The sequence below is a fragment of the Erwinia sp. ErVv1 genome, assembly GCF_900068895.1.
In the GTDB taxonomy this organism is placed as follows: domain Bacteria; phylum Pseudomonadota; class Gammaproteobacteria; order Enterobacterales; family Enterobacteriaceae; genus Erwinia.
This window is the reverse complement of the sequence record NZ_CDPK01000007.1, coordinates 221011-246924: the sequence shown is the minus strand read 5'-3', so window position 1 is coordinate 246924 and position 25914 is coordinate 221011. Positions and strand designations below refer to the sequence as shown.

Here is a 25914-nt window from a genome sequence, read left to right as displayed (position 1 = left end):
AGTTTTTCTCCGGCGGTTCAGCTTCCTGACCCTCTCAACCCGGCGGCCTGTAAGCCGTTGTTCCGTGTCGATGGAGGCGCATTATAGGGATGCGCCCGGGGAAGGCAAGTATAAATATGAACTTTTTTACCGTTCGCTGAAAGTTCGTGCAGAACGCTGCTTTTTAGCCCTGTTTAATGCGTGCAGGCAGGTCTGCAAGGCTGTTTATGACCCAGTCTGCTGCATTTTCACCCTCTTCCGTCACTGGCTTACCGCTACGCACTAAAACCTTTTTACCCACGCCTGCCGCTTTTCCTGCCAGCATGTCCTCAGGTTTGTCACCAACCATATAAGAAGCGGCCATATCAATATTGAGTTCCTGCTGAGCGGACAGCAGCATGCCGGGGTGTGGCTTCCGACAGTCGCACTGCTGGCGATACTCTTCCACTACCGCGTCCGGGAGATGCGGACAGAAGTAGATGCCATCCAAATCGACTTCACGATCGGCCAGCGACCAGTCCATCCATTCGGTGAGCTGCATAAAGGTATCTTCATTAAAGATACCCCGCGCAATACCGGACTGGTTAGTTACCATCACCAGCGCAAAACCCATTTTCTTAAGTTCACGCATTGCGTCGATCGCGCCATCAATAAATTGAAAGTTGTCGATTTCATGCACGTAACCATGATCGACATTCATTGTGCCGTCGCGATCGAGAAATATTGCGGGTACGGTATTAGCCACCGGAAGCTCCTGTAATTACCTGTTGCGTTGGGGCATATCATATCCCTGCGCCCGTAACAGAACCAGTAGAGTAATGACGATCGCATTTTCACCCGGTAGCCTGACCACAACATTCCCTGTTCAGGCGTAAAGCGTCGTAGTGTGACCGTGGCATAACGTCACCGCCCCAGGCCGTGAGCGAATGCACCCAATCTGCCCGTAAGCTAATGCGACCTATCCCCCTGCGATCGAAAGCACCGTACCTGCCTGTGAGCAAATACGCTATAAAGGATGACCCGGAGCTTTTTCAACAATGCCGCTGCGCTACGACTGGTTCATTGTGCGAGAATTCCCCGACAGGGCAGTGAATCATACTTTGATTGATTCAGCCGTCTGGATGCCTTACCATCCACTCGCGCCCGGCGTTGCTCGGGAAGCACTTTACTTAACGCCATGGATAAACAGCAGCGCACTTAAAATGATAAAACTTTCGCACATAACTAAGGTGTTCCAGCAGGGCACACGCACCATCACGGCGCTGTCAGATGTCAGCCTGCATGTGCCTGCGGGGCAAATTTACGGCGTCATCGGCGCATCAGGGGCGGGGAAAAGCACCCTGATCCGCTGCGTTAATCTACTCGAACGCCCCACTTCCGGCTCTGTTCTGGTCGATAATCAGGAGCTCACCACGCTCTCTGAAAGCCAGCTGACACGGGCGCGCCGCCAAATCGGCATGATTTTCCAGCATTTCAACCTGATGAACTCCCGTACCGTCGCTGGCAATGTCGCCCTGCCGCTGGAGCTGGGCAAGCTGACCAGCAGCGAGATCAAAACGCGCGTTACTGAGCTGCTGGCCCTTGTCGGCCTGGCGGACAAGCATGATGTCTGGCCGGCCAATCTTTCCGGCGGTCAGAAGCAGCGTGTTGCTATTGCCCGCGCGCTGGCCACCAATCCTAAAGTGCTGCTGTGTGATGAAGCCACCAGCGCCCTCGACCCGGCAACCACGCGCGCCATTCTTGAATTACTTAAGGACATCAACCGCCGCCTGGGCATCACCATACTGCTGATCACCCATGAGATGGATGTTGTTAAGCGCATCTGTGACGGGGTGGCGGTGATCAGCAACGGCGAGTTAATAGAGAACGATACGGTCAGCGAAGTGTTTTCGCACCCTAAGACGCCGCTGGCACAGCAGTTTATTCACTCCACGCTCCATCTGGATATTCCCGACGATTATTCGGCGCGCCTGACGGCGGAGCCGCGGCCTGACGCCGTACCTTTATTGCGCCTGGAGTTCACCGGCCAGTCGGTAGATGCCCCATTGCTCTCTGAGTCGGCTCGCCGTTTCAATGTGAACAACAATATTATCAGCGCGCAGATGGACTACGCGGGCGGCGTGAAGTTCGGCATTATGCTCACCGAAATGCACGGTACGGATGCTGACACGCAGGCGGCGATCAATTTTCTTAAAGAGCACCATGTAAAGGTAGAGGTACTGGGTTATGTCTGAGGCAATGGTATGGCTTCTCGGCCGGGGCGTTTGGGAAACGCTGATGATGACCTTCGTTTCCGGTTTTTTTGGTTTTGTACTGGGCCTTCCGGTCGGCGTTCTGCTTTACGTAACGCGTCCGGGGCAGATTATGTCCAGCCAAAAACTCTACCGCGTCCTCTCTGCGCTGGTTAACATCTTCCGCTCCATCCCCTTTATTATTCTGCTGGTATGGATGATCCCATTTACCCGCATCATCGTCGGCACCTCCATAGGTTTGCAGGCAGCCATTGTTCCTCTGACGGTGGGGGCTGCCCCCTTTATTGCCCGCATGGTGGAAAATGCCCTGCTTGAGCTCCCGTCCGGGCTCATTGAGGCTTCACGCGCCATGGGCGCCACCCCGATGCAGATCATACGCAAAGTGCTGCTGCCGGAAGCGATGCCGGGGCTGGTAAATGCAGCAACGATTACGCTGATTACGCTGGTAGGCTATTCTGCTATGGGTGGCGCGGTCGGCGCCGGGGGCCTTGGTCAGATTGGCTATCAGTATGGTTACATCGGCTATGACGCGACGGTAATGAATACGGTATTGGTGTTACTGGTGGTACTCGTTTATCTGATCCAATTCAGTGGTGACCGCATCGTTCGCGCGGTCACGCATAAATAACAGCACATTCAGATTAAGGAAGGGATATGTCTTTTAATTTTAAAACATTAGCCACTGTAGGCGCGCTAATTGGTACGCTGGCACTGGTTGGTTGCGATCGCAAAGAAAAAGATCCTAATCATATTAAAGTTGGCGTGATCGTCGGCGCGGAGCAGCAGGTTGCTGAAGTCGCTAAGCAGGTGGCTAAAGATAAGTACGGTCTGGACGTTGAGCTGGTCACCTTTAACGATTATGTACTGCCTAATGAAGCGCTGAGCAAAGGCGATATTGACGTCAATGCTTTCCAACATAAGCCTTATCTCGATCAGCAGATCAAGGATCGCGGCTATAAGCTGGTTTCCGTCGGCAATACTTTCGTTTATCCGATTGCGGGCTACTCCAGGAAAATCAAATCTCTGGATGAGCTGCAGAATGGCGCGCAGGTCGCGATTCCTAACGATCCGACGAATCTCGGGCGTTCACTGCTGCTGTTGCAGAAAGTGGGCCTGATTAAGCTGAAAGAGGGCACCGGGCTGCTTCCAACGACTCTGGACGTGGTAGAGAACCCGAAAAATATCAAGCTGGTTGAGCTGGAAGCGCCGCAGCTCCCTCGCTCGCTGGACGATCAGCAGATCGCTCTGGCGGTGATTAATACCACCTATGCCAGCCAGATTAACCTCACCCCGGAGAAAGACGGCATTTTTGTGGAAGACAAAAACTCACCTTACGTGAATATGATTGTTGCACGTGAAGATAATAAAGATGCTGAAAACGTGAAGAAATTCGTTGAGGCCTACCACTCTGACGAAGTCAGCAACGCCGCGAGCAAAATCTTCAACGGCGGTGCGGTTAAAGGCTGGTAAAATGCCAGGATCTACGGTTTCACTTCGGTGATAGCCGTGACGCCATTGACAAAGCGGGCGATTGCCCGCTTTATTATTTCCAGAACGCTTGTTATTACCCACCAGGGTTGCTTCAATAACGTCACTTTACCGACTATAAGGAACTTCACATGCGTGTTTTACCGCTCTGTTTGTTAGCCCTTTCGCTGACAGGGTGTTCGCTGCTGCATAAACCGTACAAACCCGTCGAGCCCTTCAAGCAAACTACGCAAACTGAGCCAGCACGCACCAAACCTGCGCCGCGCCCTGTCCCGGTAAAACTTTACACCGATGCTGGCGATCTGGTCAGTAAGCCGTTCCGCGATTTGGGCGAAGTCTATGGTGAAGATTGCCAGAACAGCGCACAGAGCTCACCGCCAAATATTACAACCGCTCGAAGAAGAATGCAGACGCGCGCGTCAACGATGAAAGCCAATGCCGTACTGCTCCATCAGTGTGAAATCGTAAGTAGTGCGCAGGGTTGCTACCGCCAGGCCGTGTGTCAGGGGTCTGCCCTGAAAGTGTCCAACCAGTGAGTGCATTTTCCTTCCAGCAAATTGGCACCCTTCGTTCCCCCTGGAAGGAAAAGTTTGCCGTTCCCCGCCAGCCGGGCCTTGTGCAGGATGGCGGTGGTGAACTTCACCTGCTCCCCCCTTACAATCAGCCCGAAGCCGTACGCGGACTGGAGGAATTTAGCCATTTATGGCTGCTGTTTGTCTTTCATCAGACGATGGAAGGGGGATGGCGCCCCACCGTACGCCCTCCGCGGCTGGGCGGCAACGCGCGGGTAGGCGTTTTTAGTACCCGTTCAACGTTTCGTCCTAACCCGGTGGGGATGTCGCTGGTCGAGCTGACCGGGATTAGAGTGGATAAAGGCAGCGTTGTGCTGGAGCTGGGAAGCCTTGACCTGGTGGATGGCACCCCCATTGTTGATATCAAACCCTATCTGCCGTTTGCAGAATCCATTCCTGATGCCCGCGCCGGATTTGCCCAACAGGCACCGGATGCGTCAATGCCGGTAACGTTCTCCCCGCTGGCGGAGCAACAGGTTGCCAGCCAGCGCCAGCGCTATCCGCACCTGGCGCGTTTTATCCGTCAGGTACTGGCCCAGGATCCTCGTCCGGCCTACCGTAAGGGCGAAGAGCCCGAGCGGGAATATGCCGCCTGGCTGCTCGATTTTAACGTTCGCTGGTGCGTGACGGGCACAGGAACTGTCGTGATCGCTGTCGATCCGCGTTAATTTATTCCCCTGCATCTTTTGAGAGTTAAAACTCGCTGGTACACTACCGCCAGCATTTTAACTGCCTGGCTTAATTCGTAAGCTTTCTGCTTAACTGGAATCGTAACTCATGCGTACTACTCAATACCTGCTCTCCACTCAGAAGGAGACGCCTGCCGACGCTGAAGTGATCAGCCATCAGCTGATGCTGCGCGCCGGGATGATCCGCAAGCTGGCATCCGGGCTTTATACCTGGCTGCCGACCGGCCTGCGCGTACTTAAAAAAGTCGAAAATATCGTGCGTGAAGAGATGAATAACGCCGGTGCAATTGAGATTTCCATGCCGGTCGTGCAGCCCGCCGATCTGTGGCAGGAAAGTGGACGCTGGGAGGAGTACGGCCCGGAACTGCTGCGCTTTGTCGATCGTGGCGATCGCCCTTTCGTGCTCGGCCCGACGCATGAGGAAGTGGTTACCGACCTGATCCGTAACGAACTGAGCTCATACAAACAGCTGCCGCTGAACGTATTCCAGATCCAGACCAAATTCCGTGATGAAGTGCGCCCTCGCTTTGGCGTGATGCGCTCACGTGAGTTTATTATGAAAGATGCCTACTCCTTTCATATTTCGCAGGCCTCTTTACAGGAGACCTACGATGCGATGTATCGTGCCTACGGCCAGAGCTTTAGCCGGATGGGGCTGGATTTCCGTGCGGTGCAGGCCGATACCGGCTCAATTGGCGGCAGCGCATCCCATGAGTTTCAGGTGCTGGCGAAAAGCGGNGTGGTCGTCCGGACGCCACTCAGGAACTGAATGAGATTGACACGCCAGAGGCGAAAACTATCGCTGCGCTGGTTGAACAGTTCGGTCTGCCGATCCAAAAAACCGTGAAGACGCTGCTGGTGAAGGCGGCTGCGGAAAGCGGCCACTCGCTGGTTGCCCTGCTGGTGCGCGGCGATCATGAGCTGAACGAAATCAAAGCTGAGAAAATTGATATCGTTGCCGCGCCGCTGACCTTTGCCACTGAGGAAGAGATCCGCGCGGCTATCGGTGCAGGCCCGGGTTCACTTGGCCCGGTAGGCCTGTCACTGCCGGTGGTGGTTGACCGCACCGTGGCGGCCATGAGCGACTTCTGTGCAGGTGCCAATATTGACGGCAAACACTTTACCGGCATCAACTGGCAGCGCGATCTGCCGCTGCCGCGCGTGGCGGATATCCGCAACGTCGTCGAGGGCGATGCCAGTCCGGATGGTAAGGGAACGCTGCTGATCAAGCGCGGCATTGAAGTGGGCCATATCTTCCAGCTCGGCACCAAATACTCCGAAGCGATGAAAGCCTCCGTGCAGGGTGAAGACGGCCGTAACCAGGTTCTGTCTATGGGCTGTTATGGCATCGGCATCAGCCGCATTGTTGCGGCGGCAATTGAACAGAACCATGACGACCGTGGAATTATCTGGCCTGCGGCGCTGGCACCTTTCCAGGTGGCGATCCTGCCAATGAACATGCACAAATCCTTCCGCGTGAAGGAGCTGGCGGAGGAGCTTTACGCCCAGCTGCGTGCGAAAGGCATTGAGGTTATCCTCGACGACCGTAAAGAGCGCCCGGGCGTGATGTTCGCCGACATGGAGCTGATTGGCGTGCCGCATACGATTGTCATTGGCGACCGTAACCTGGACAGCGAAGAGATTGAGTATAAATCCCGTCGCGAAGGGGAAAAACGCATGATTAAGACCGGCGAAATCCTTGATTTCCTGTTAGCTGAAATCGACGGCTAAGCCCTCTCCGTGGCAGGCTGCTGATGCAGCCTGCCACGCTCATACCCACTCACCGTAACGTCTTCTCCACACCCCAGTCTGCCCAGCACGCAACGCGTCCGCTACTTCAGCCTGCCACGCTTTCCCGCGCAACGCATCCGTTATTCCGGTGCACCACGCATTTTCCCGCGCATTGATTTTGTTGTCGCCTTACGCGCCTTGCCTTCCAGACGGCGTTTCTTTGACGCCAGCGTTGGTCGGGTTGCGCGTCGCTTTTTCTCCACCACGGTCAGTTCCTGGATCAAATTTCCCAGACGCTTCAACGCCGCTTCGCGGTTCATCTCCTGGCTGCGATACTCCTGGGCCTTGATGATCACCACGCCTTCCGGGGTGATCAAATGATGACTGGTAGCCGTCAGCCGCTCTTTGTAAAATTCCGGCAGGCTGGATGCGCGAATATCAAAGCGCAGGTGGATCGCCGTAGAGCTTTTATTAACGTGCTGTCCACCCGCACCCTGCGCCCGAATCGCCGTTATCTCCAGCTCACTGTCCGGAATGGTGACGTTATTAGAGATAACTATCATGCCAGCTTGCCGTTGATTAACCAGTCGGTGAAGTGCAGCTCCAGATGATGCTGGTCGTCAGAGAGCCAGATCGCGCCATCCTGCACCGTAGCCTGTAACGTCATCGAACGCGAAGCAAGTTGGGTAAGCGCTTTCAGCTGCTCGTCATCGAGGAAACGGATGGTGAGGTTATCCTGCTGCGCCAGTTTATTCTGGTTCTGCTGCCACCAGATTTGCGCCGCGCGACTGGTGTATGTGTACAAAAATACCCGGGCAGAACGGTTACAGGCCTTTTTGATGCGGCGCTCGTCCGGCAGGCCCAGCTCGATCCATACCTCGATGCCGTTATGGTCGTTCATCAGCCAGATTTCAGGCTCATCCTCTGCACTCAGCCCACGGGTAAATGTGAGCCGCTCATCGGCATTGACCAGCCACGCCAGCAGGCGCAGCATCAGGCGCTCTTCCGTTTCAGACGGATGACGGGCCAGGGTGAGACTGGCGTCGAGATAAACGTTTCTGTCCATATCCGCAACGTTCACCGTCGCCTTGTAGATGGTCGCTTTGAGTGCCATAAAGATCCTTATCTTGATTGACCGCCATTGTAACCCGATGACACCGCAAATGACCTGTTGCCAGGCTGATTTCATGTAAAAGCCTGTGTTATAGTCGCTAAATCGCCAGAGAAAACTCTGTCAGGAGGTGCATGTGCAAAAGTATTGTGAATTAGTCCGCCGTAAATACGCTGAAATAGGCAGTGGCGAACTGGGATACGTGCCGGACGCATTAGCGTGCGTATTGAAAGCACTCAACGAGGTAGCGGCTAATACTGAGCTACACTCTTCCATCAGGGAACAGGCAGCGTTTGCTGCTGCTAACTTATTGGTGAGCGATTATGTTGACGAATGAAGCCTACAGACCTATCAACTGTGATGATTACGACAACCTGGAACTCGCCTGCCAGAAAAGCTGGACGCTATCGCTTGAACTTAAAAATGGCGAGCAGCTTAATGCCAGGGCCACCGATATGGTGTCACGTAAGAATGTGGAGTTTCTGGCCATCGATCTCTCCGGCGAAGTCCGCGAGCTGCGACTGGACCACATCGCCAGCTTCACCCATCCGGAGCTGGGTACCGTCGTGGTCAGCGAGTCTGATTAAGCGTCATGCGGGCGGACGCTGTTCCGCCCGCATGACGGCGGTTTTACGGCTTCATGCTGGCATACCATGCAGCCAAATCGTCAATATCTTTATCGTTTAAACCTGCCACAAACGCCTTCATCACTTCTGCCTGACCGCCATTACGTTCCCCTTTTTTATAGGCCTGTAGCGCATGAGCCAGATAGTCAGCATTCTGCCCGGCGAGGTTAGGATAAAGCGCCACCTGCGCCTTACCCTGCGCCCCATGGCATCCCTGACAGCTTGCTGCCTTCTGCGCGCCCGCCTGAGCATCGCCCTGTGCCAGCGCCGGTAGCGTTAAGCTCGCCAGAAATAGCATGAGTAATATTTTTCTTATCATGTTGTCTGCTCTTGTTTTTTCCAGTGTATTTTCCATACCTTGTCCGATAAAGGTTCCCCCTCGCGGGTAACCCTGACCCCGGCGGCCGCGACAAAGTGCTCGCCGTAAAAAATCAGCGGCGTACGGCCTCGCTGCCAGGGGGGGATATCCCACTCCTGCCAGAGCTTTTTTAGCGAGCGACTTCCGGCCCGGCCGGGAATATGGAATTGTCCCGGAGCCTGAAAACGAACGGTGACCTTTTCTCCCTCTTCCGGCGTACGCACTGCAAGGCCTTCGGTACCCGTTAACAGCTGCCCCAGGCCGTCGGGTAGCGTTAGCGGCTCCCAGGGGGAAGGCCAGTCAATAACGTCATCGCGCACGGCGTTACCGAGCACAAGCCAGTAAAGCCTGTCCCGGAAGCGTCGTACTTCAAACCGGCCAAGCACAAGTCGCGGCGCGGCGTCTTCGCGGCTACAGGCAACCTCCTGCCAGAGACGCTGCAAAGCATCACGAGACGGCATCAGCCCTCCCTGCCCCGCAACCCAGCGACGCAGCAGCGCGCTGCGTCGCGCGTCGCTCATCTCCGCCAGCGGGGGAAAGGTTAGCGCTCCGTCCGCCGTGACTAAATGCGATAATGACTCTGCCAGCAGCTCGTCCAGCAGCTGCTCCTGTTCGCCACAGAGGGCAGCGCTGCGGGAGACGGCCTGTGAAAAGTGCGGCCAGCGCGCCGTCAGCAGGGGAAGCACGGCCTGCCGCAGAAAATTGCGGTCATAGCGCTGGTCCTGATTGCTCTCATCCTCGATCCAGCTCAGTTGATGGTCAGCCGCCCAGGTCTCGAGCTGTTCTCGCGTGTGCGAGAGCAGCGGGCGCAAATGTACATGGCCTGCCAGCGAGGCATGCTGCGGCATGGCGGCCAGTCCGGCCGGCCCGCTTCCGCGCTTTAGCGCCAGCAGCAGCGTTTCACACTGATCGTTTTGATGCTGGGCGGTCACCAGGCACTCGCCCGGCTGGATATGCTGTTTAAACGCATCGTAACGCGCAGCCCGGGCGGCCGCCTCTACCCCCATTTGCCGACTGTTCACCTGTACCTTTACCACCTCGAGCGGCACCTGCCACTGCAGGCACTGCTGGCGACAGCTGTCGGCCCACCTATCCGCAAACGGGCTGAGCCCGTGATGGACATGTATCGCTCTTAGCTGGAGATCGGGAAGCTGCCTGCGCAACAGAACCAGTTGCTGGAGCAGCACGCTGGAATCAAGGCCGCCGCTGTAGGCCACCAGCAGACGCTGATGTCCGGCAAGATGCAGTTGAGGAAGAAGCGAGACTGGCATGAGGATCCCACGATTCACGTTAAAACCCGGCCCTCTCAGACCGGGTGAGTCGGAGGCTATTTTACGCATGGTCAGGCGTTCACAGCAAACCCTCAGCGAACCTGAGGGAGTATTTAATACCGTGCCAGCGCCTGCCATCGCCCATGAGTCACTACGCTAAAGGCAACGACAGCGGCAGACACTGGCAGGCATTTATTACGCCTGATGCAGCTACGGCACCCGACATCGCCCGACATTTATTACGCCTGATACAGCTCCAGCGGCAGGCCGTCCGGATCGGCGAAAAAGGTGTAACGCTTATCGGTAAGCGGATCCACGCGGATCTCCTCGCAGTTCACTCCTTTCGCTTCCAGCTCACGCTTTGCGGCGTCGATATCCGCGACGCTGAAAGCCAGATGGCGAAGACCGCAGGCTTCAGGCTGCGTGGGCCGCGCAGGCGGTTGGGGAAAGGAGAACAGTTCGATAACGTAGTTACCGTTAAGCGCCAGGTCGCCTTTCCACGAATCGCGGGCTTCACGGTAAACTTCGTCCATCAGCGTAAAGCCCAGCACGTCGCAATAAAATGCCTTACTGGTTTCATAATGGCTGGCGATGATGGCGATATGATGGATCTGCCTGATACCTAACATAGTGCTCTCTTGATGATGAATTTGACCTTTTACGCTACGCGGAAATGCCCGGAATGAGAATGGCAAAATTCCGCGAAGACGTGGCTAGCCGATTATGACTTGAGCACCCGCACCAGATACTGGCCTTCCTCGGTCAATGTTGCACCGTGAATATCCGTTTCGAAGCCCGGATAGTGTCGGCCAATGGTGCAGAGCATCAGCAGAAAATCGAGCACCGCGCGGCTCTCTTCGGTGATCATCTCCCCCGGCATCACCACCGGAACGCCCGGCGGATAGGGCAGGATCATATTGGCAGAAACGCGTCCCACCAGTTCGCTGATATCAACCGTTTCGACATTTCCACGGACCTGCTGCTGGAACATCTGGTGGGGCGTCATTTTCATTTCCGGCAGCGTCGCAAAGGCCTGTAGCATCAGGCGCGGCAGATCGTGCTCGCTGATGAGTCGGTGGATCCCCTGAGCCAGCGTCTGGATGCGCATGGTTCGGTAGAAGTCAGGATCTTCGGCATAGAGATCCGGCAGCATATTCTTTACCCGCAGGTTGAGATCGTAGGCGCGCTTAAATTCAGCCAGCCCACGCAACACGCTCATCGCCTTGGTTTTATCAATGCCAATACTGAACAGGAACAGCAGGTTATAGGGGCCGGTCTTTTCAACCACCACCCCACGTTCGTCCAGGTATTTCGCTACCAGCGCTGCCGGGATCCCCTCCTCCGCCATTTCGCCCTGCTCACTCATCCCGGGGGTGAGAATGGTCACTTTGATCGGATCGAGGTACATATGATCCGCATCGGCATCCATAAAGCCGTGCCACTCCTCTTCGCCCGGCTGAATGGGCCAGCATTCAGGTTGGTCAACGCCATCTGGCTGCCAGATATCAAAGAACCAGCCGTCGCACTCTTCGCGCAGCCGCTGGATCTCGCGGCGGAAGTGCAGCGCGCGCTCAACCGAGCGGTTAATCAAGCGCTTACCGGGATTACCCCGCAGCATGGCCGCCGCCGTTTCTATCGACGCCACGATGGAGTAATTCGGCGAGGTCGTGGTATGCATCATGTAGGCTTCGTTAAAGGTTTGTTCGTCGTACTCCCCCTTAATGTGGATCAGTGAAGCCTGGGAAAAGGCCGCCAGCAGCTTATGCGTGGACTGCGTTTCGTAAATAACCTTGCCCGGCGTACGTTCACCGCTCATGCCGCTCAGGCCGTTGTAGATTGGGTGGAAATTGGTATAGGGCACCCAGGCAGAATCAAAGTGGATGGAGGGGACGTCCAGCGTCTCTTTAATATACTGGGTGTTATAGAGCAGGCCATCGTAGGTCGAATTGGTGATCACCGCATGCACCGGCCAGCTGGCACGCTCGGTCTGTGCCACCTTCAGCGCGATGCTCTCTTTGGTGAACTCCCGTTTTGGGATCCCGCCAAGGATCCCCAGCGCGTTACGCGTAGGTTTCAGCCAGATTGGAATAATATCGCTCATCATCAGCAGATGAGTCAGTGATTTATGGCAGTTGCGATCCACCAGCACCGTACTCCCGGCGGGGGCCGCATACATACCGACGATTTTATTCGATGTCGAGGTGCCGTTAGTCACCATATAGCTCTGCTCAGCACCAAAGGTACGAGCAATATACTCTTCCGCCTCCAGGTGGGGGCCGGTGTGATCCAGCAGCGATCCCAGTTCAGTCACCGAGATAGAGATATCCGCCTTCAGAGTGTTAGCGCCGTAAAAGTCATAGAAGAGCGTGCCCACCGGGCTTTTTTGAAATGCGGTTCCGGCCATATGTCCCGGCGTACAGAAGGTGTATTTTCCCTCTTTCGCATAGTTAAACAGCGCTTTCGTCAGCGGTGGCGTGATGGTATCAATATATTCATCCGTATACTGGCGGATGCGTTGAGCAATCTCTTCTGCGCCGCCCAGGCCATATTCAAAGAACCAGATGGCCATGCGCATCTCATTGATGCTCACATCCAGGGTGGAATGGGTGTTGATAAAGGCATAAAGCGGCAGGTATTCATTTAACTGGTTGATCTCACTACAGAGATCGAGGCTGTGCTCATCCCAGTCGAAAATCACGCCGCAGATACGGGGATTGTGTTCAATCAGCTTGAGCAGGTCGTTACCGTCTTTCGGATAAATTGTCTGAAAGCCGCGGGCATTTAATACGTTATCAAGTTCACGGATAGGTTCATCTTTATAGAAGACGTTCTGCGGTCCTACGATCGCAATGATATTCAATGTTCACCTCTGATTCTGTCATTAATGCTTTACTGCCGTTATTCGCGCACGTCCAGAGGATGCCAAATCTCCGTCACCGCCCCTTCACCGCCGGTGAGCGGATCCTGCTGCGGCAGCGGGACACGGCTGATATCCACAACGGACTGAGGCATTAAAGCTGGGTCATTCCGTCGCGTTTCAGGCTGCATACCCCGTGGGTATGCCCCCACGGCGAAAAAGTCTTCGGTAGCGGAAAGCTGCTGATGTCCCACGCCCGCCGGGATCAGTACCGCATCGCCTGCCTGAACGGTGACCACCCTGCCCGTTTCCCCGCCAAACAGGACCTGCGCCCGACCCGCTGCGATGCCCAGCAGTTCGTGGGTATTAGGGTGATAATGTGTCCAGGGATAGATCGGGTAGCGCCAGCGCGGCAGCCAGTGGTGAGCGGCAAACAGATCTTCAAAATAGCGGGCAATATCCCCGACGTCTTCCGGCACCACCTGCGGATAAATAATCAGCGGTAAAAGGTTGTTCGGCACCTCAGGCGTCGGCTGAAAGGTCAGATATTGCGGATTGTTCGACGCCCCGGCGGAAAAGGTGCCAGCGGCAAAGGACATCATAGCGAGCAAATTTCCAGCGTGCGGCAGCATAGGGTATCTCCTGAGATCGGGTTCGGAAGTATAGTAAGAGATCCCGCGCACTGCCCCAGGAATAATGACAACTGTTATACCTGAATTATCGCAAACTGTGTCTGTCATGACTTTACCCACTGTGGTCTACTAATAACAATAACGAGTGAGGTATAACGTGAACGATATTAAACAAATCCTGCTGCGTGAAATTGATACCCTGAACCGCGAGGAGCGACGTGATAACAAGCCGCGCTTCAGCTTTAATTTTCTGAAAAGTCACCCGGGTTTGTGGGTCTCCATGTACATCTGCTATGCCCTGACGGTGGCGCTGATTTTCACCACGGAATTTCTGGGCTGGCCCGCTTTCTGGGGCGCTACGCTGTTCGTTTTACTGATGAGCGGCCTGATGATGCTGGATATCAATCCCCGCTACCGCTTTGAAGATATTGATACGCTCGATCTGCGCGTTTGCTATAACGGCGAGTGGTATTACGTTCGTACGCTTTCTGACACCGCCATAGCGGAAATTATGCAAAGCTCGCAGGTGCCTGAGCGGGTGAAGGAGGGGATCAGGAAGCTGCTGACCCTGAAAGGCGAAGTGGATTTCTATGACGTCTACCATCTGACCTGGGGCCAGCAGCGCGCCTCTGCCGTCTGATCTCTTTCAGGCCAGCTTGCCTGCTGGCCCGTAAAGCACTTATAGCATTGCCGCAATCAGCTTACCCAGCGTCACGACGGCGGCCTCCTGTGCTTCACCCCATGCCCATGCGGTATTAAAGCGGAAATAGTTAGCGTACTGCTCGCCGGAAGAGAACATTTTACCTGGCGCGATGCTGATGTTGTGCTCAAGCGCGCGGGTATAAAGCAGGGTGGTATTTACCTGCTTAGGCAATTCAATCCACAAAAAATAGCCGCCCTGGCTGTCATTAATTCTGGCGGCGGCGGGCAGATGCCGTCGGAGTGACTGACGGGCCAGATTTTTACGCTGCTCCAGCGACTGGCGCAGACGCCGCAGATGGCTGTCATAGCTCCGGGTGCCCAGATAGTTGGCCAGCGCCAGCTGCATAGGCGCACTGGTAGCCAGCGTACTCATCAGCTGTAGCTGCTGGATCTTTTTGGCATGTTTGCCCGCCGCGACCCATCCCACGCGGAACCCCGCAACCAGATTTTTAGAGAAAGACGAGCAGTGCAGCACATCGTTCTGGCTATCAAACGCCTTTGCGGGCAGCGGTCTTTCACTGCCAAAGTAGAGTTCGCTGTAAACATCATCTTCAATCAGGGCGACCTGATGCTCCGCCAGTAGCGCCACCAGCTGCTGCTTTTTTTCGCGACTCAGCGTACAGCCAACCGGGTTCTGCTGGTTGGTCATCATCCAGCAGGCTTTTATCGGCCAGCGCGCCAGCGCCCGCGCCAGCTCATCAAGATCCATCCCGAGGCGGGGATCGGTCGCAATGGCGACGGCCTTCAGCTTCAGGCGCTCAATAACCTGTAGCGCACCATAAAAGCAGGGATTTTCAATTACCACCCAGTCACCCGGTTCGGTCACCGCCTGCATACTGAGGTTCAGCGCCTCCATGGCGCCATTGGTGATCACAATCTCATCAGGAGAAACGGCAATCCCCTGAAGGGCATAGCGCTGCGCCAGCGTTTTACGCAGCGTTTCATTGCCGGGCGGCAGATTATTTATCGCATCTGCTGGAGTCAGAGAGTGCGACACGGCGCTGAGTGAGCGCATCAGCTGCCGCTGGGGGAAAAGTTCAGGGTCGGGGAAAGCGGAACCGAAAGGGACGATCTGCGGATCGCGACCGGCCTGAAGCACGTCGAAAATAAAGGCGTTGATGTCGACCGACTCCGCCAGCTGCACTTTTTGATGGCCAACCGGCTGGCTGAGGAATTCTGCGCGCGGTGCGACAAAGTAGCCTGACTGTGGCCGGGAGCGGATCCATCCCTGACTCTCCAGCACCTGATAGGCGTGCATCACCGTCATCAGACTCATGCCGCTGAGCGCAACCTGTTCACGTAGCGAGGGCAGTTTCTCTCCCGGCAGCCAGATTTCTGCCGCGATTTGCTGGGTAATACGATCGATAAGCCGCTGATATTTTGCCAAAACCGTTACCGACTCCTTAAGGATTGCTGGCGGCTATTATAGGCACGGCGTGCGCATTTAGACAGTATCCGGCAGGGCTGGCCGGCGCTTTTCCCCAGGCTCAGAAGGTAGCGCCCCCTTTTGCCCGATGTCCACACTCCGTCTGAGTTGTGGCACCTGCCCGGCAGGCACCGGGCGACCCAGAAGATAGCCCTGGAGCGAATCACAGCCCAGCCGGGTCAAAAATGCCTGCTGCTCCTGCGTTTCAACGCCCTCGGCCACCACTTTCAGATTCAGCGTCTGCGCCAGAGCAACGATGGCGGTGATAATCGTGGCGTCACCGCTTTGCGGTCGCAGTTCGCTCACAAACGCGCGATCAATTTTCAGTTCGCTGGCCGGCAGCCGCTTCAGGTAAAGCAGGCTGGAGTAGCCGGTACCAAAATCATCAATAGACGTTTTGATACCCAGTGCAGCCAGCTCGGTCAGAATACGGATGCTCTCCTCTGGCTCACGCATTGCGGTCGTTTCGGTCACCTCCAGCGTCAATAACTCTGCCGGAATATGATGCTCCGCCAGCGCCCGGGTGACGGTTTCTACCAGACCGACCTGTTCAAACTGCACGGTGGAGAGGTTAACCGCCACGGACCAGCGCGGATTCTCTGCAAGATGCCAGATTCGTAGCTGACGACAGGCCTCGTTAATCACCCAGTTACCCAGGCTTACGATAAGGCCGGTTTTTTCCGCCACCGGCAGGAAGATATCCGGCATAAGCAGCCCGCGCTGCGGATGCTGCCAGCGGATCAGCGCCTCAAAACCGAGGATCTGCCCATCCGTTGCGCCATATTTAGGCTGATAAAACAGGCGCAGCTCATTGTTTGCAATAGCCAGCCACAGATCGTTTATCAGCTGTAATTGATTCTGCGCCAGCGTGTTCATTGATGGCTGGAAAAAGCTGTAGCCGTTGCGCCCGTTCTTTTTGGTGTGGTACATCGCCGCATCGGCATTAAACATCAGCTCGCGCTCGTCCCGACCGTCCCCAGGGAAAACGGCGATCCCAATACTCAGGGAAACCAGCAGTTCGTAAAGGGAGAGGGTAAAGGGCACACTAATCGCTTTGACCAGCCTGTCGGCGACGACGGCGGCATCATTGGGTTCGCTAATTTCCAGCAGCAACACAAATTCATCGCCCCCAATTCTTGCCAGCGTATGAAGGTCTTTGAGCTGGGCGTTCATTCTGTCAGTCACGGCGATCAGCAGATTATCGCCGATATGGTGGCCAAACGCATCGTTTACCCCCTTAAAGCCGTCGAGATCCATAAACATCACCGCAAAGGTGCTCTCTTCACGAATGGCTTTAGTCAGGGCCTGCTTCAGACGGTCTTCCAGCAGAATGCGGTTTGGCAGCCGGGTAAGATTGTCATGTAGCGCCAGCTGAGCCAGCTCCCTGTTGGCTTCCGCCAGGGAAGAGGCCAGCACCGAGGTTCGCGACTGAAGCCGGGCATCCAGCGTGGAGACCACCAGCGCAATACCGAGAATGGATAACGTCACCACGGTGACCACCACCGCCAGCCACTGACTGTTTACGCCCTGCCCGGTCGCATGGCTGTTCATGGGGAAATTCGCGGCGGCCATACCGGTATAGTGCATCCCGGCGATAGCTCCACCCATCACCATCGCCGCGCCGGCCCGCAGCAGCCCGAGTCGCCCATTCCCCTGACGCAGCCTGAATGCCAGCCACAAAGCCACCACCGAAGCCAGCAACGCGATAACCACCGACACCACTACCCAGCGCCAGTTCCAGTCGATGCCCGGTGCCAGCATCAGAGCTGCCATGCCAATGTAGTGCATGGAGGCGACGCCGCTCCCGAGCACCAGTGCGCCAATAATCAGCCGCCCGAGCGTAAGCTGACCATAACAGACAATCCACAGCGCAAAAATCGAGGCGGCGATGGCAACGGCCATCGAGATAACCGTCAGGCTGGGGTCATAGCTCATCGCCATAGCAAGATCCATCGCCAGCATACCGATAAAATGCATTGACCAGATGCCAATTCCCATTGCAAACCCGCCGCCAATCAGCCAGAACGTTTCGGCTTTTCCCGTCGTGGTGGTTACCCTGCCCGCCATATCCAGCGCGGTATAGGAGGCGAGAAAGGCAACGGCCACGGAAGCGATGACCATCAGCGGGTCCCAGGAACTCATAAGCATAGGTAAATCTCGGTTTTTGCAGCCAGTAGCGTGGCGCTGATTTATTAAACAAAACTTTCTTAAGTCTTACCAGTACCTCTTTATCTCGCGCGCAAAACAGGGCCATTGTTAACCGGAATATAAATATAAATGTCTGGCCTGACTTAATGACTTCCCCTGCCCGGGTCAGCACGCGTGATTTTAAAATTTAGTGGTACGGTTTAATCGCTCACAGAACATACCACGCTCTTCGAACATTTACTTTACGATAATAAGATTATTCTTAAAGATAGCGCGTTCCTCCCTAAATCCGTGGCCTGGGTAGTAAAAATCTTTTCTCCTCGCAGCCGCAAATATTATTTTTTCTTGCAGCTGTTCACGTATCCCTTAGTTGTTCTATAGTAAAGAAAACCATATATATTACGCTGCTACTGATGCGATGAAACGCGCTTTACGGCCATTTATTAAAAACAATATATTATTTTATCTTTAATTTTTAAGGTGAGATGTTCACTTTTACACCAGGCGAAAAAGCACTTTCATCGATCTAATCAGTAAGGAATGGTTATGAAATTGAAGCTTTTTCTGCTGGGTTGCGCACTGAGCGCTGGCACGGTGACGTCCGGTTTTACCGCTACCACGACGGGCACCATTAACGCCACGCTGGTGCTCACTACCGGCTGCCTTGTCAACGGCCAGTCGGCTACCACAGGCGTGAATTTCGGTACTCTGGACTTTGGTAGTAGCGCAGGGACCTTTGATACGCTCAACGCCACCTTAGTCGGCTCGCTGGGTAACGGTATCTTCGTTCGCTGCACCACGGGTCAGACCTACAATGTTCAGCTCACCAGCAGCAACGCGGCACCGGCTACCGTTTATGGCGCCGTCACCGCACAGCCGCGCTATCTGGTTTTGGGTAGCGACGCGACCCAGGGGATAGCCTATACCCTGTATGGCAGCACCGCTTACACCACCCCCATCGCAAACAATGCCAATCTGGTCAATACGGGCACCACCGATCCGGTCAACGGCGATAATTATCCTGTTTATGGCCGGGTGAGCGGCGGTGGGTTTAACGCCGCGATCCCCGCGGGAACCTACACGGATACGATTAACGTCGCCGTGAATTACTGATTGTTACTGAAGGGGAACGCCCTGTGTTGGCGTGGCTGAAAACCGGAGGCTGGCTGGCGGGTGTGTTGTGCATGTTGCTCAGCGTTATCAGCAACCGTGCATGGTCGCTTCCGACACAGACCTTTGAGGTCAGCGCATCGATTGTTAACGGTTGTGTGATTTCCGGTACCAACACTGCCGTATTTGGTGCGCTGAACTTCGGCACACTACCGGGCGTAGGCAGCAGGTCGGCCAGTACCAGCCTGACGCAAAATGCTGCGTTAACGCTGGCCTGTACGCCCGGGACCACGCTGAATTTGAGCATTGACGGCGGTGCGCATTATTCCACGACCCGGAATATGCAGGTGGCGAATAATACCAATCTGATTGGCTACTCGCTTTACACCAACGCCAACCACAGTGCCGCCAGCGCAATCCCGGTGAGTCAGAATGTGGCGCTGGCCTTCAGTAATGCCAATAACATCACCCTGCCGGTTTACGGTCTGGTGCAGCTCAGCGGAGTCAACCGTGCCGGCACCTACAGCGATACCCTGACGGTAACGCTGAGCTGGTGAGAAAGGGAAAACGAGAAGCATATATGAAAAGGTTACCTCTTATTGCGCTGTTTTTTTGCCTGATCGGCGGCGCATTTTTATCACCCGTCCGGGCGGGTAATTCGGTACTGATCTGGCCCATCGATCCCAAAATCCCCAGTGGGGATAAGGCGACAGAGCTATGGATTGAGAACCGGGGCGGGGCGACCACGCTTATACAGGTCAGGATTTTTAACTGGCAGCAAATTGATGGCAAAGAGCAGTATCAGACGCAGCAGAGCGTGGTGGCCAGCCCGCCGCTGGTCAGAATCGAGCCTGGGCAAAAGCAGCTGGTACGCCTGATCAATCAGGTCCCGCCGCCGCCGGGCAAAGAAATGGCCTGGCGTGTAGTGCTGGATGAAATCCCTACCCCTCAGAGCCAGGCACCCAATCAGGCCGGACTGAATTTCCAGATGCGCTACTCCGTGCCGCTGTTTACCTACGGCCAGGGCCTCTCTGCGGATACTGCCCAGCCTGCGTTAAGCTGGCGGGTGATCACCCAGGACGGCCATAGCGCATTGAGAATTACCAACAGTGGAAAAGGTCATGCCCGTCTGAGCAAAGTTAGCCTGGGCGGTCGCACGCTATCGAATAGCCTGTTTGGCTACGTGCTGGCCAATGCCAGCAACACTTTCCCACTGAACTTTCCGGCCTCCAATAGCGCGGAGCTGCGCGCCGAGCTGGATAATAATAAAAGCTGGCGCAGCACCGGCTCGCCACGCTAACCGATGAGCAGGCATAGCTTAGCTTCAGTAAGCCGCTACCTGCCCGTCGTTGTCAGCCTGCTGGGAAGTCTGCTGCCCGGGGCCGGGCGGGCAGAGACCTGGTCCTCACTGCCGCCGCCGCCGGTAAAAAATGAGGCTGGCCCGCAGAAGCAGCAATATATGCTGGGCCTGGTGGTAAACGATCGCGACAGCCAGCAGGTGGTACCCGTTACGTTTAACGGCGACCACTATCTTCTCAGGGCGGGCGATCTTCAGCGGGCCGGTATTCCGGCGGCGCAAATCAGCTCCTCAATGGTGGATGTCTCTACCCTGCCAGGCGTGAAGGCAAATTATGACGCCGCCCGCCAGCGCATTCTGCTGACCGTGCCGCCCGACTGGCTCCCGGCTCAGCATCTGGGCGGCAGCGACAATCAACAGCCACGCTACCCCGGACTCAGCACGCCAGGTGCACTGTTCAACTACGATCTCTACACCAGCCGGACCAGCCAGAGTGGTACACGTCTTTCCGCTTGGAGCGAGTTTCGCCTGTTTGGCAGCGGCGGGCAGCTTTCGACCAACGGCGTTTATCAGCAGCAGATCGCTGGTTCGCCGGGTTATCAAAATGATGGCTATCTCCGCTACGACAGCTGGTGGAGCAATCAGGATGAGGAGCGATCCCTGAGCTGGCGCGTAGGGGATTTGATTACGGATTCACTGGCGTGGAGCAACAGCGTCAGGCTGGGCGGCATCCAGATTGCGCGGGATTTCTCGGTGCGCCCGGATATTATTACCTATCCCCTGCCCGCTTTTTCCGGCCAGGCGGCGGTTCCCTCGACCATCGATCTGTTCGTCAACGGCTACAGAAACAGTTCTAACAACGTGCAGCCCGGTCCATGGTCGATGACCAATATGCCCTTCGTCAACGGGGCGGGAAACGCGGTAGTGGTGACCACCGATGCAACTGGCCGTCGCATCACCACGACGATGCCTTTTTACGTCTCCAGTAATCTGCTGAAGCCCGGCCTGTCGGACTTCTCCTTCTCTGCCGGTGCGCTGCGCGAAAACTACGGGGTCAAAAACGCAGACTATGGCGCGGGCGCTGCCAGCGGCTCCTGGCGCTATGGTCTGAACGACTGGCTGACGCTGGAGAGCCACGCCGAGGCCGCAGAGTCCCTGGCGCTGGCCGGTGCGGGCGGGCAGTTGCGCATCGGCTCACTCGGCGTAGTGAATAGCGCGGTGACCCGCAGCCAGATGGACGGTGAGAGCGGTGACCAGTACAGCTGGGGCTATCAGTACAATAACAGCCGCTTTAGCATCGGCACTCAGCATATTATTCGCACCGCTGACTTCAGCAATCTGGCGCTGTATGGCGATCGCAGCAGCGGGGCGGCCAGAACGGAATATACGCTTAGCCGCCGCAGCGCCCAGTATAATGTCAGCCTGTCGCTGAACCAGTACGGCAGCCTGGGCGCGGCTTTTATTGATATTACCAGCGGCAACGGCAACAAAACCCAGCTGTTGAACCTCTCCTGGAGTAAGAATATCTGGGGTAACAGTAGCCTTTACCTCTCCGCCACCCATGACCAGCAGCAGGACGTATGGTCCGGTGCCGTTTCACTGGTGATCCCCTTCAGCGAACGGGGAAATGCCAGCATCGGCCTGGAGCGCGACCGTTTTGGCGGCACGGCACAGCGTCTGGGCGTCTCACGCGCCATGCCCACCGAAGGGGGCTTTTCCTATGATGCCTCCTGGGCACGCGAGAGTAGCGGCAGCGACTTCACCCAGGGCAGTGTTAGCTGGCGTAATGACCTGATTCAGACCTCAGCAGGGTTCTACGGTGACAGCGATTACAGCACCCAGTTTGGTGATATCACCGGGTCACTGGTGTTTATGGATGGCAGCCTGTTTGCTGCCAATGAGGTGAATGATGCCTTTGTACTGGTAAAAACCGATTATCCCGAGGTCGAAGTAGACTATGAGAATCAGTTAATGGGTAAGACGAATAGCAAGGGTTACCTGCTGGTGCCGAGAGTCAGCTCGTGGTATCCGGCGAAATATGCGATCAATACGCTCGACCTGCCGGTAGATATGACGACCTCAGCGGTCGAGCAGCGCTTCGCGGTTAAGCGCCAGAGCGGTTATCTGCTGCATTTCCCCATCGTCCCGCTGCGCGCCGCCAGCGTTATCCTGCTCGATCAGGACGGGCAACCTCTTCCCGTGTCAACCCAGCTTATCCGCCAGGGTCAGGCCACGGAATACGTAGGCTGGGACGGCATTGCCTGGATGGAAAATCTCAAGCCCGAAAACCCGTTCAGGGCCGAAACGCCGGACGGGCGACATTGCGAGTCAGTATTGAAGGTTCCCGGCGGGCGGCCTGTATCACTCAGGACCTATGGACCGCTAACCTGCACTCTCTCCGCCGATGCGCCAGGAGCACCATGATGAAAAAAATCTCAGCCGTCCTGTTTTTACTGCTGATGGCCTGCCCACTCTCTGGATGGGCGGCCTGCACCCTACCCTCGTCGACCGCCTCGTTCGGCACCGTCAGTTCGTTTGCGGTGAATACCACCGCCAGTGCCACCTCGGCCAGCGTGAACGTTAACTGCGGCTCGGGCAGTATCCTTTCGCTGCTATCAACGGATTACGTCAAAATACAGCTAACAAGCGCGACCTTTACCAGCGGTACGCGTGGCGCACTTAAGACCAGCAGTAGCGGCAGCGATAGCATTCCCGTCCAGCTGTGTAGCGATTCCGCCTGCGGCAATGAGATGACCATTGGCGGAACCACCATGAGCTTCAGCTCTTCTCAGTTAGTGAATCTGGTGGGTCTGCTGGGCGGGCAAAACTTTAGCATTCCGGTATATATGCGCACCGTGCCGGGTCAGGTGGTGGCCGCCGGAAGCTATACGGGGGTCATGAATATGCTGGTCAGTTACAACGTCTGTACCGGGCTGGGCGCGCTCGGGCTATGCCTGGCGGGCAGTCAGATAACCAGCTCCGGCACGGTGCCCATTACCGTCAGTATGACTATCACTAACGACTGCACCACCATCACCGCACCCAACATCAGCTTTGGCAGTGCGCCGCTGGTCAGCAGCTTCAGTAAAGTCGCCCAGTCTATTAATGTCATCTGCACTAAAGGCAGCACCTATACGGTGGGACTGAGCAACGGCAGCCATGCGGTGGGGAGCCAACGCTATATGACCAGCGGCAGCAACCAGCTTGCCTATGAGATTTATCAAAATACCAGCACCCTGCGCTGGGGGCCTCTTGGCAGCGAGCGCGTGGCCAGCACGGCGGCGAACAGCATCAGTGTTGATGGGTTGACCCGCACCTTTAATTACACCGCACAGATTTTAACTAACCAAACCACACCCGTAGCAGGCAGCTACAGCGACAGCGTGGTCGTGGATCTCTCATTTTAACGCGCGCCAGGTGAAACGTGGTGGTGGACTCTTATTTGAAAGCACGGCTAATGTAACGTGGTGGTGGACCCTTATTTGAAAGCACGGCTAATGTAACGTGGTGATATATATCTCATTGGAAAGCACGGCCGATATAGCGTAACGAGCCCTCGTAACTATCGGGCCTGGATGAATCTTGCGTCAGGGAGAACCAGCAGAAGTGAGCCATCGCGCGTTTCACAGGCCGCTATACCTCCAGCATTGTGTTAACTATTTGTTACCCATGTAATACGATAGTTAAGCGTTAACAGTGATATCGATCACATTAAAATATTTACTGACAGGCTAAAAGGGGGAAAAAACTAAAGGATGCTGTATGACTGTTTTCTCCCCACCCGCAAAAAAACCGCGAAGCCATGCCAGAACTATTTTCACCGTGACCAGCGGTAATTTTCTGGAGATGTATGATTTTATGGTGTTCGGCTACTACGCGACCGCCATTGCCAAAACCTTCTTCCCCGGTGATAACCCCTTTGCTTCCCTGATGCTGACGCTAATGACCTTTGGCGCTGGCTTCCTGATGCGTCCGCTCGGTGCCATTATTCTTGGCTCATATATCGACCATCATGGCCGCCGTAAAGGGCTGCTGGTCACACTGGGACTGATGGCGCTGGGAACGCTGACCATCGCCGTAGTGCCGGGATACAATACGCTGGGCGTCGCCGCGCCGATTCTGATTTTGCTGGGGCGTCTGCTACAGGGCTTCTCGGCAGGCGTGGAGCTGGGCGGCGTTTCGGTGTATCTGGCTGAGATGGCTCCTCCTAAGCGCAAGGGTTTCTTTGTCAGCTGGCAGTCGGGCAGCCAGCAGGTGGCAGTTATATTTGCCGCACTGCTTGGGCTGGGACTGAATCATTTACTGGAAAAGGATCAGGTCACCGACTGGGGCTGGCGCATTCCCTTTGTGATTGGCTGTATGATCGTGCCGTTTTTGTTTTGGATCCGCCGTATGCTGGAGGAAACCGAGGAGTTCAGCCAGCGTAAAGTACACCCTTCGATGAAGCAGATTGTCAGGTCGGTAGCCAGTAACTGGCCGCTGGTGCTGGCGGGGATGTTGATGGTGGTGACCACCACGGTGATGTTTTATATGATCACCGCCTTTACGCCGACGTTTGGCAAAACGGTGCTGATGATGAGCGATAAACAGAGCTTTTTTGTCACGCTGTGCGTAGGGCTGTCTAACCTGATATGGCTGCCCATTATGGGCTCGGTTTCCGACCGTTATGGCCGCCGACCGCTGCTGATTCTGTTTAGCGTGCTGATGATCGCCACTGCCTGGCCGGTTCTGCACTGGCTGGTGGGGTCACCGACGTTTGCGCATCTGCTGGAAGCCGAGCTGTGGCTCTCCTTTCTTTATGCCAGCTATAACGGCGCAATGGTGGTGTATCTGGCGGAGATTATGCCTGCTGAGGTGCGTGCCACGGGCTTCTCACTGGCCTACAGTCTCGCTACCGCGCTGTTCGGCGGCTTCACCCCGGCAATCTGCAGTTATCTGATTCACTCGACAGGCGATAAGGCGATGCCCGGCGTCTGGCTAACCATTGCCGCCGTTTGTGGCCTGCTTGGCACCATGATTATTAAGCGTCTGGTCCGTCAGTATCAGATTAAGAATACGGCGGCTCCGCTGGCTCAGGTTTAAGTTCGGACAGTGGATGGGGCATGATGCCTGGTGGTGTCTGCATATGGTGCGCGGCGCTACAAGAGCTGGAGGTGTCGCCTGGGGGTGGGACCCGGCGCTACAAAAGCCTGGGGTGTCGCCTGGGGGTGGGGCCCGGCGCTACAAAAGCCTGGGGTGTCCGCCTGGGGGTAGGACCCGGCGCTACAAAAGCTGGAGGTGTCGCCTACGGGTGGGGCCCGGCGCCTGGCGGTCCTCGCGCCGCGCGTGGCGCGGTCCCTTCGCTCCGCTCGTCGACCTTTCGGACCGGGCATGACGGGACATCCCTGTCCCNCCTCGCGCCGCGCGTGGCGCGGTCCCTTCGCTCCGCTCGTCGACCTTTCGGACCGGGCATGACGGGACATCCCTGTCCCGGCATGCCCTTGGGCCAGCATCCCTGCTGGCCCATCCGGGTCTTCCTCCCTTCACTCAGCGCTGCGGAATGCCTGTCACCGGGCCCCACCCGTCTGCTCCTTTTGCATTGTGCTGGCTGCGGGTAAAAGCAACTCAAAAGCCTGAGAGGTGGACAATCCCTGCGGTTGACGGGCAATCCGCAGCGCTGCGGCGA

The 25914-nt window shown here is 56.0% G+C and carries 24 protein-coding genes and 1 pseudogene; 15 read left to right on the top strand and 10 right to left on the bottom strand.

Annotation, left to right across the window (positions count from 1 at the left end):
- Positions 1 to 163: 163 nt before the first annotated feature.
- A complete protein-coding gene (gene gmhB, locus A1830_RS12705; protein WP_067706292.1) occupies positions 164 to 724 on the bottom strand; it encodes a D-glycero-beta-D-manno-heptose 1,7-bisphosphate 7-phosphatase in 561 nt (186 codons plus the stop codon).
- 457 nt (positions 725 to 1181) lie between these two features.
- On the opposite strand from gmhB, the gene metN reads away from it, so the two are divergent.
- The 6 genes and pseudogenes from metN (at position 1182) to proS (ending at position 6711) form a co-directional block, all read left to right on the top strand.
- A complete protein-coding gene (gene metN / locus A1830_RS12700; protein ID WP_067706365.1) occupies positions 1182 to 2213 on the top strand; it encodes a methionine ABC transporter ATP-binding protein MetN in 1032 nt (343 codons plus the stop codon).
- Positions 2206 to 2859 (top strand): methionine ABC transporter permease MetI, encoded by a 654-nt coding sequence (locus A1830_RS12695; protein WP_067706289.1) that lies wholly within the window; start codon positions 2206 to 2208, stop codon positions 2857 to 2859. Before metN ends, A1830_RS12695 begins: the two co-directional genes overlap by 8 nt.
- 26 nt (positions 2860 to 2885) lie before the next feature.
- The gene (locus tag A1830_RS12690; RefSeq protein ID WP_067706286.1) at positions 2886 to 3701 is read left to right on the top strand and encodes a MetQ/NlpA family lipoprotein; all 816 of its coding nucleotides are present in this window, start codon (positions 2886 to 2888) and stop codon (positions 3699 to 3701) included.
- A gap of 149 nt (positions 3702 to 3850) precedes the next feature.
- Positions 3851 to 4255, top strand: coding sequence for an Rcs stress response system protein RcsF (gene rcsF / locus A1830_RS12685; RefSeq protein WP_067706283.1), 405 nt, complete (start codon positions 3851 to 3853; stop codon positions 4253 to 4255).
- Positions 4252 to 4959, top strand: coding sequence for a tRNA (N6-threonylcarbamoyladenosine(37)-N6)-methyltransferase TrmO (gene tsaA, locus A1830_RS12680; protein ID WP_067706281.1), 708 nt, complete (start codon positions 4252 to 4254; stop codon positions 4957 to 4959). Before rcsF ends, tsaA begins: the two co-directional genes overlap by 4 nt.
- Positions 4960 to 5068: 109 nt before the next feature.
- A pseudogene (gene proS / locus A1830_RS12675) lies at positions 5069 to 6711 on the top strand (proline--tRNA ligase).
- 140 nt (positions 6712 to 6851) lie between these two features.
- On the opposite strand, the gene arfB reads toward proS, so the two are convergent.
- A complete protein-coding gene (gene arfB, locus A1830_RS12670; RefSeq protein ID WP_067706279.1) occupies positions 6852 to 7274 on the bottom strand; it encodes an alternative ribosome rescue aminoacyl-tRNA hydrolase ArfB in 423 nt (140 codons plus the stop codon).
- Entirely contained in the window at positions 7271 to 7825 is a 555-nt protein-coding gene (locus tag A1830_RS12665) for a YaeQ family protein (RefSeq protein WP_067706277.1), read from the bottom strand. The genes arfB and A1830_RS12665 overlap by 4 nt, the downstream gene beginning before the upstream one ends.
- Positions 7826 to 7958: 133 nt before the next feature.
- Between A1830_RS12665 and A1830_RS12660 the strand changes: the two genes are divergently transcribed.
- Together A1830_RS12660 and rof are read left to right on the top strand one after the other, a co-directional pair.
- A complete protein-coding gene (locus A1830_RS12660; protein ID WP_067706275.1) occupies positions 7959 to 8159 on the top strand; it encodes a YaeP family protein in 201 nt (66 codons plus the stop codon).
- Positions 8146 to 8409, top strand: a complete 264-nt coding sequence (rof, locus tag A1830_RS12655) for a Rho-binding antiterminator (RefSeq protein ID WP_067706273.1) — start codon at positions 8146 to 8148, stop codon at positions 8407 to 8409. Before A1830_RS12660 ends, rof begins: the two co-directional genes overlap by 14 nt.
- A gap of 43 nt (positions 8410 to 8452) precedes the next feature.
- On the opposite strand, the gene A1830_RS12650 is transcribed toward rof, so the two are convergent.
- The 5 genes from A1830_RS12650 to A1830_RS12630 all read right to left on the bottom strand — a co-directional run bounded on the left by A1830_RS12650 (position 8453) and on the right by A1830_RS12630 (position 13566).
- On the bottom strand, positions 8453 to 8767 hold the full coding sequence (locus tag A1830_RS12650) for a c-type cytochrome (protein ID WP_067706271.1): 315 nt from the start codon (positions 8765 to 8767) through the stop codon (positions 8453 to 8455).
- The gene (tilS, locus tag A1830_RS12645; RefSeq protein WP_067706269.1) at positions 8764 to 10077 is read right to left on the bottom strand and encodes a tRNA lysidine(34) synthetase TilS; all 1314 of its coding nucleotides are present in this window, start codon (positions 10075 to 10077) and stop codon (positions 8764 to 8766) included. The genes A1830_RS12650 and tilS overlap by 4 nt, the downstream gene beginning before the upstream one ends.
- Positions 10078 to 10316: 239 nt before the next feature.
- The gene (locus tag A1830_RS12640) at positions 10317 to 10706 is read right to left on the bottom strand and encodes a VOC family protein (RefSeq protein ID WP_067706268.1); all 390 of its coding nucleotides are present in this window, start codon (positions 10704 to 10706) and stop codon (positions 10317 to 10319) included.
- A 92-nt stretch (positions 10707 to 10798) separates the two neighbouring features.
- Positions 10799 to 12937 (bottom strand): lysine decarboxylase LdcC, encoded by a 2139-nt coding sequence (locus A1830_RS12635; RefSeq protein WP_067706266.1) that lies wholly within the window; start codon positions 12935 to 12937, stop codon positions 10799 to 10801.
- Positions 12938 to 12975: 38 nt separating this feature from the next.
- Positions 12976 to 13566, bottom strand: coding sequence for a cupin domain-containing protein (locus A1830_RS12630; RefSeq protein WP_067706264.1), 591 nt, complete (start codon positions 13564 to 13566; stop codon positions 12976 to 12978).
- Between the two features lie 157 nt (positions 13567 to 13723).
- Between A1830_RS12630 and A1830_RS12625 the strand changes: the two genes are divergently transcribed.
- Complete coding sequence (locus A1830_RS12625; RefSeq protein ID WP_067706262.1) at positions 13724 to 14206, top strand: YlaC family protein; 483 nt, start codon at positions 13724 to 13726, stop codon at positions 14204 to 14206.
- Between the two features lie 39 nt (positions 14207 to 14245).
- Here A1830_RS12625 and A1830_RS12620 read toward each other — a convergent pair whose 3' ends face one another.
- Entirely contained in the window at positions 14246 to 15655 is a 1410-nt protein-coding gene (locus A1830_RS12620; RefSeq protein WP_067706260.1) for an aminotransferase-like domain-containing protein, read from the bottom strand.
- Positions 15656 to 15712: 57 nt separating this feature from the next.
- Positions 15713 to 17842 (bottom strand): putative bifunctional diguanylate cyclase/phosphodiesterase, encoded by a 2130-nt coding sequence (locus A1830_RS12615; RefSeq protein WP_067706258.1) that lies wholly within the window; start codon positions 17840 to 17842, stop codon positions 15713 to 15715.
- Positions 17843 to 18388: 546 nt separating this feature from the next.
- On the opposite strand from A1830_RS12615, the gene A1830_RS12610 reads away from it, so the two are divergent.
- From A1830_RS12610 to A1830_RS12585, 6 genes are all read left to right on the top strand, one after another.
- A complete protein-coding gene (locus A1830_RS12610; protein WP_067706256.1) occupies positions 18389 to 18955 on the top strand; it encodes a spore coat protein U domain-containing protein in 567 nt (188 codons plus the stop codon).
- 71 nt (positions 18956 to 19026) lie between these two features.
- On the top strand, positions 19027 to 19509 hold the full coding sequence (locus A1830_RS12605; RefSeq protein ID WP_082804163.1) for a Csu type fimbrial protein: 483 nt from the start codon (positions 19027 to 19029) through the stop codon (positions 19507 to 19509).
- Between the two features lie 23 nt (positions 19510 to 19532).
- Complete coding sequence (locus A1830_RS12600) at positions 19533 to 20252, top strand: fimbrial biogenesis chaperone (RefSeq protein ID WP_082804161.1); 720 nt, start codon at positions 19533 to 19535, stop codon at positions 20250 to 20252.
- A 3-nt stretch (positions 20253 to 20255) separates the two neighbouring features.
- A complete protein-coding gene (locus A1830_RS12595) occupies positions 20256 to 22673 on the top strand; it encodes a fimbria/pilus outer membrane usher protein (protein ID WP_067706254.1) in 2418 nt (805 codons plus the stop codon).
- Positions 22670 to 23656 carry a Csu type fimbrial protein gene (locus A1830_RS12590; protein ID WP_067706252.1) on the top strand — a complete coding sequence of 329 codons (987 nt, stop codon included), beginning with the start codon at positions 22670 to 22672 and terminating at the stop codon, positions 23654 to 23656. The genes A1830_RS12595 and A1830_RS12590 overlap by 4 nt, the downstream gene beginning before the upstream one ends.
- Before the next feature lie 355 nt (positions 23657 to 24011).
- Entirely contained in the window at positions 24012 to 25331 is a 1320-nt protein-coding gene (locus tag A1830_RS12585) for an MFS transporter (protein ID WP_067706250.1), read from the top strand.
- Positions 25332 to 25914: the final 583 nt, after the last annotated feature.

Excerpts from the sequence above, each read along its gene's own strand:
- metN (WP_067706365.1), top strand. The coding sequence starts at position 1,182 with ATGATAAAACTTTCGCACATAACTAAGGTGTTCCAGCAGGGCACACGC.
- A1830_RS12695 (WP_067706289.1), top strand. The coding sequence starts at position 2,206 with ATGTCTGAGGCAATGGTATGGCTTCTCGGCCGGGGCGTTTGGGAAACG.
- A1830_RS12690 (WP_067706286.1), top strand. The coding sequence starts at position 2,886 with ATGTCTTTTAATTTTAAAACATTAGCCACTGTAGGCGCGCTAATTGGT.
- rcsF (WP_067706283.1), top strand. The coding sequence starts at position 3,851 with ATGCGTGTTTTACCGCTCTGTTTGTTAGCCCTTTCGCTGACAGGGTGT.
- arfB (WP_067706279.1), bottom strand. The coding sequence starts at position 7,274 with ATGATAGTTATCTCTAATAACGTCACCATTCCGGACAGTGAGCTGGAG.
- A1830_RS12665 (WP_067706277.1), bottom strand. The coding sequence starts at position 7,825 with ATGGCACTCAAAGCGACCATCTACAAGGCGACGGTGAACGTTGCGGAT.
- rof (WP_067706273.1), top strand. The coding sequence starts at position 8,146 with ATGTTGACGAATGAAGCCTACAGACCTATCAACTGTGATGATTACGAC.
- A1830_RS12650 (WP_067706271.1), bottom strand. The coding sequence starts at position 8,767 with ATGATAAGAAAAATATTACTCATGCTATTTCTGGCGAGCTTAACGCTA.
- tilS (WP_067706269.1), bottom strand. The coding sequence starts at position 10,077 with ATGCCAGTCTCGCTTCTTCCTCAACTGCATCTTGCCGGACATCAGCGT.
- A1830_RS12640 (WP_067706268.1), bottom strand. The coding sequence starts at position 10,706 with ATGTTAGGTATCAGGCAGATCCATCATATCGCCATCATCGCCAGCCAT.
- A1830_RS12630 (WP_067706264.1), bottom strand. The coding sequence starts at position 13,566 with ATGCTGCCGCACGCTGGAAATTTGCTCGCTATGATGTCCTTTGCCGCT.
- A1830_RS12615 (WP_067706258.1), bottom strand. The coding sequence starts at position 17,842 with ATGCTTATGAGTTCCTGGGACCCGCTGATGGTCATCGCTTCCGTGGCC.
- A1830_RS12610 (WP_067706256.1), top strand. The coding sequence starts at position 18,389 with ATGAAATTGAAGCTTTTTCTGCTGGGTTGCGCACTGAGCGCTGGCACG.
- A1830_RS12605 (WP_082804163.1), top strand. The coding sequence starts at position 19,027 with ATGTTGCTCAGCGTTATCAGCAACCGTGCATGGTCGCTTCCGACACAG.
- A1830_RS12600 (WP_082804161.1), top strand. The coding sequence starts at position 19,533 with ATGAAAAGGTTACCTCTTATTGCGCTGTTTTTTTGCCTGATCGGCGGC.
- A1830_RS12595 (WP_067706254.1), top strand. The coding sequence starts at position 20,256 with ATGAGCAGGCATAGCTTAGCTTCAGTAAGCCGCTACCTGCCCGTCGTT.
- A1830_RS12590 (WP_067706252.1), top strand. The coding sequence starts at position 22,670 with ATGATGAAAAAAATCTCAGCCGTCCTGTTTTTACTGCTGATGGCCTGC.
- A1830_RS12585 (WP_067706250.1), top strand. The coding sequence starts at position 24,012 with ATGACTGTTTTCTCCCCACCCGCAAAAAAACCGCGAAGCCATGCCAGA.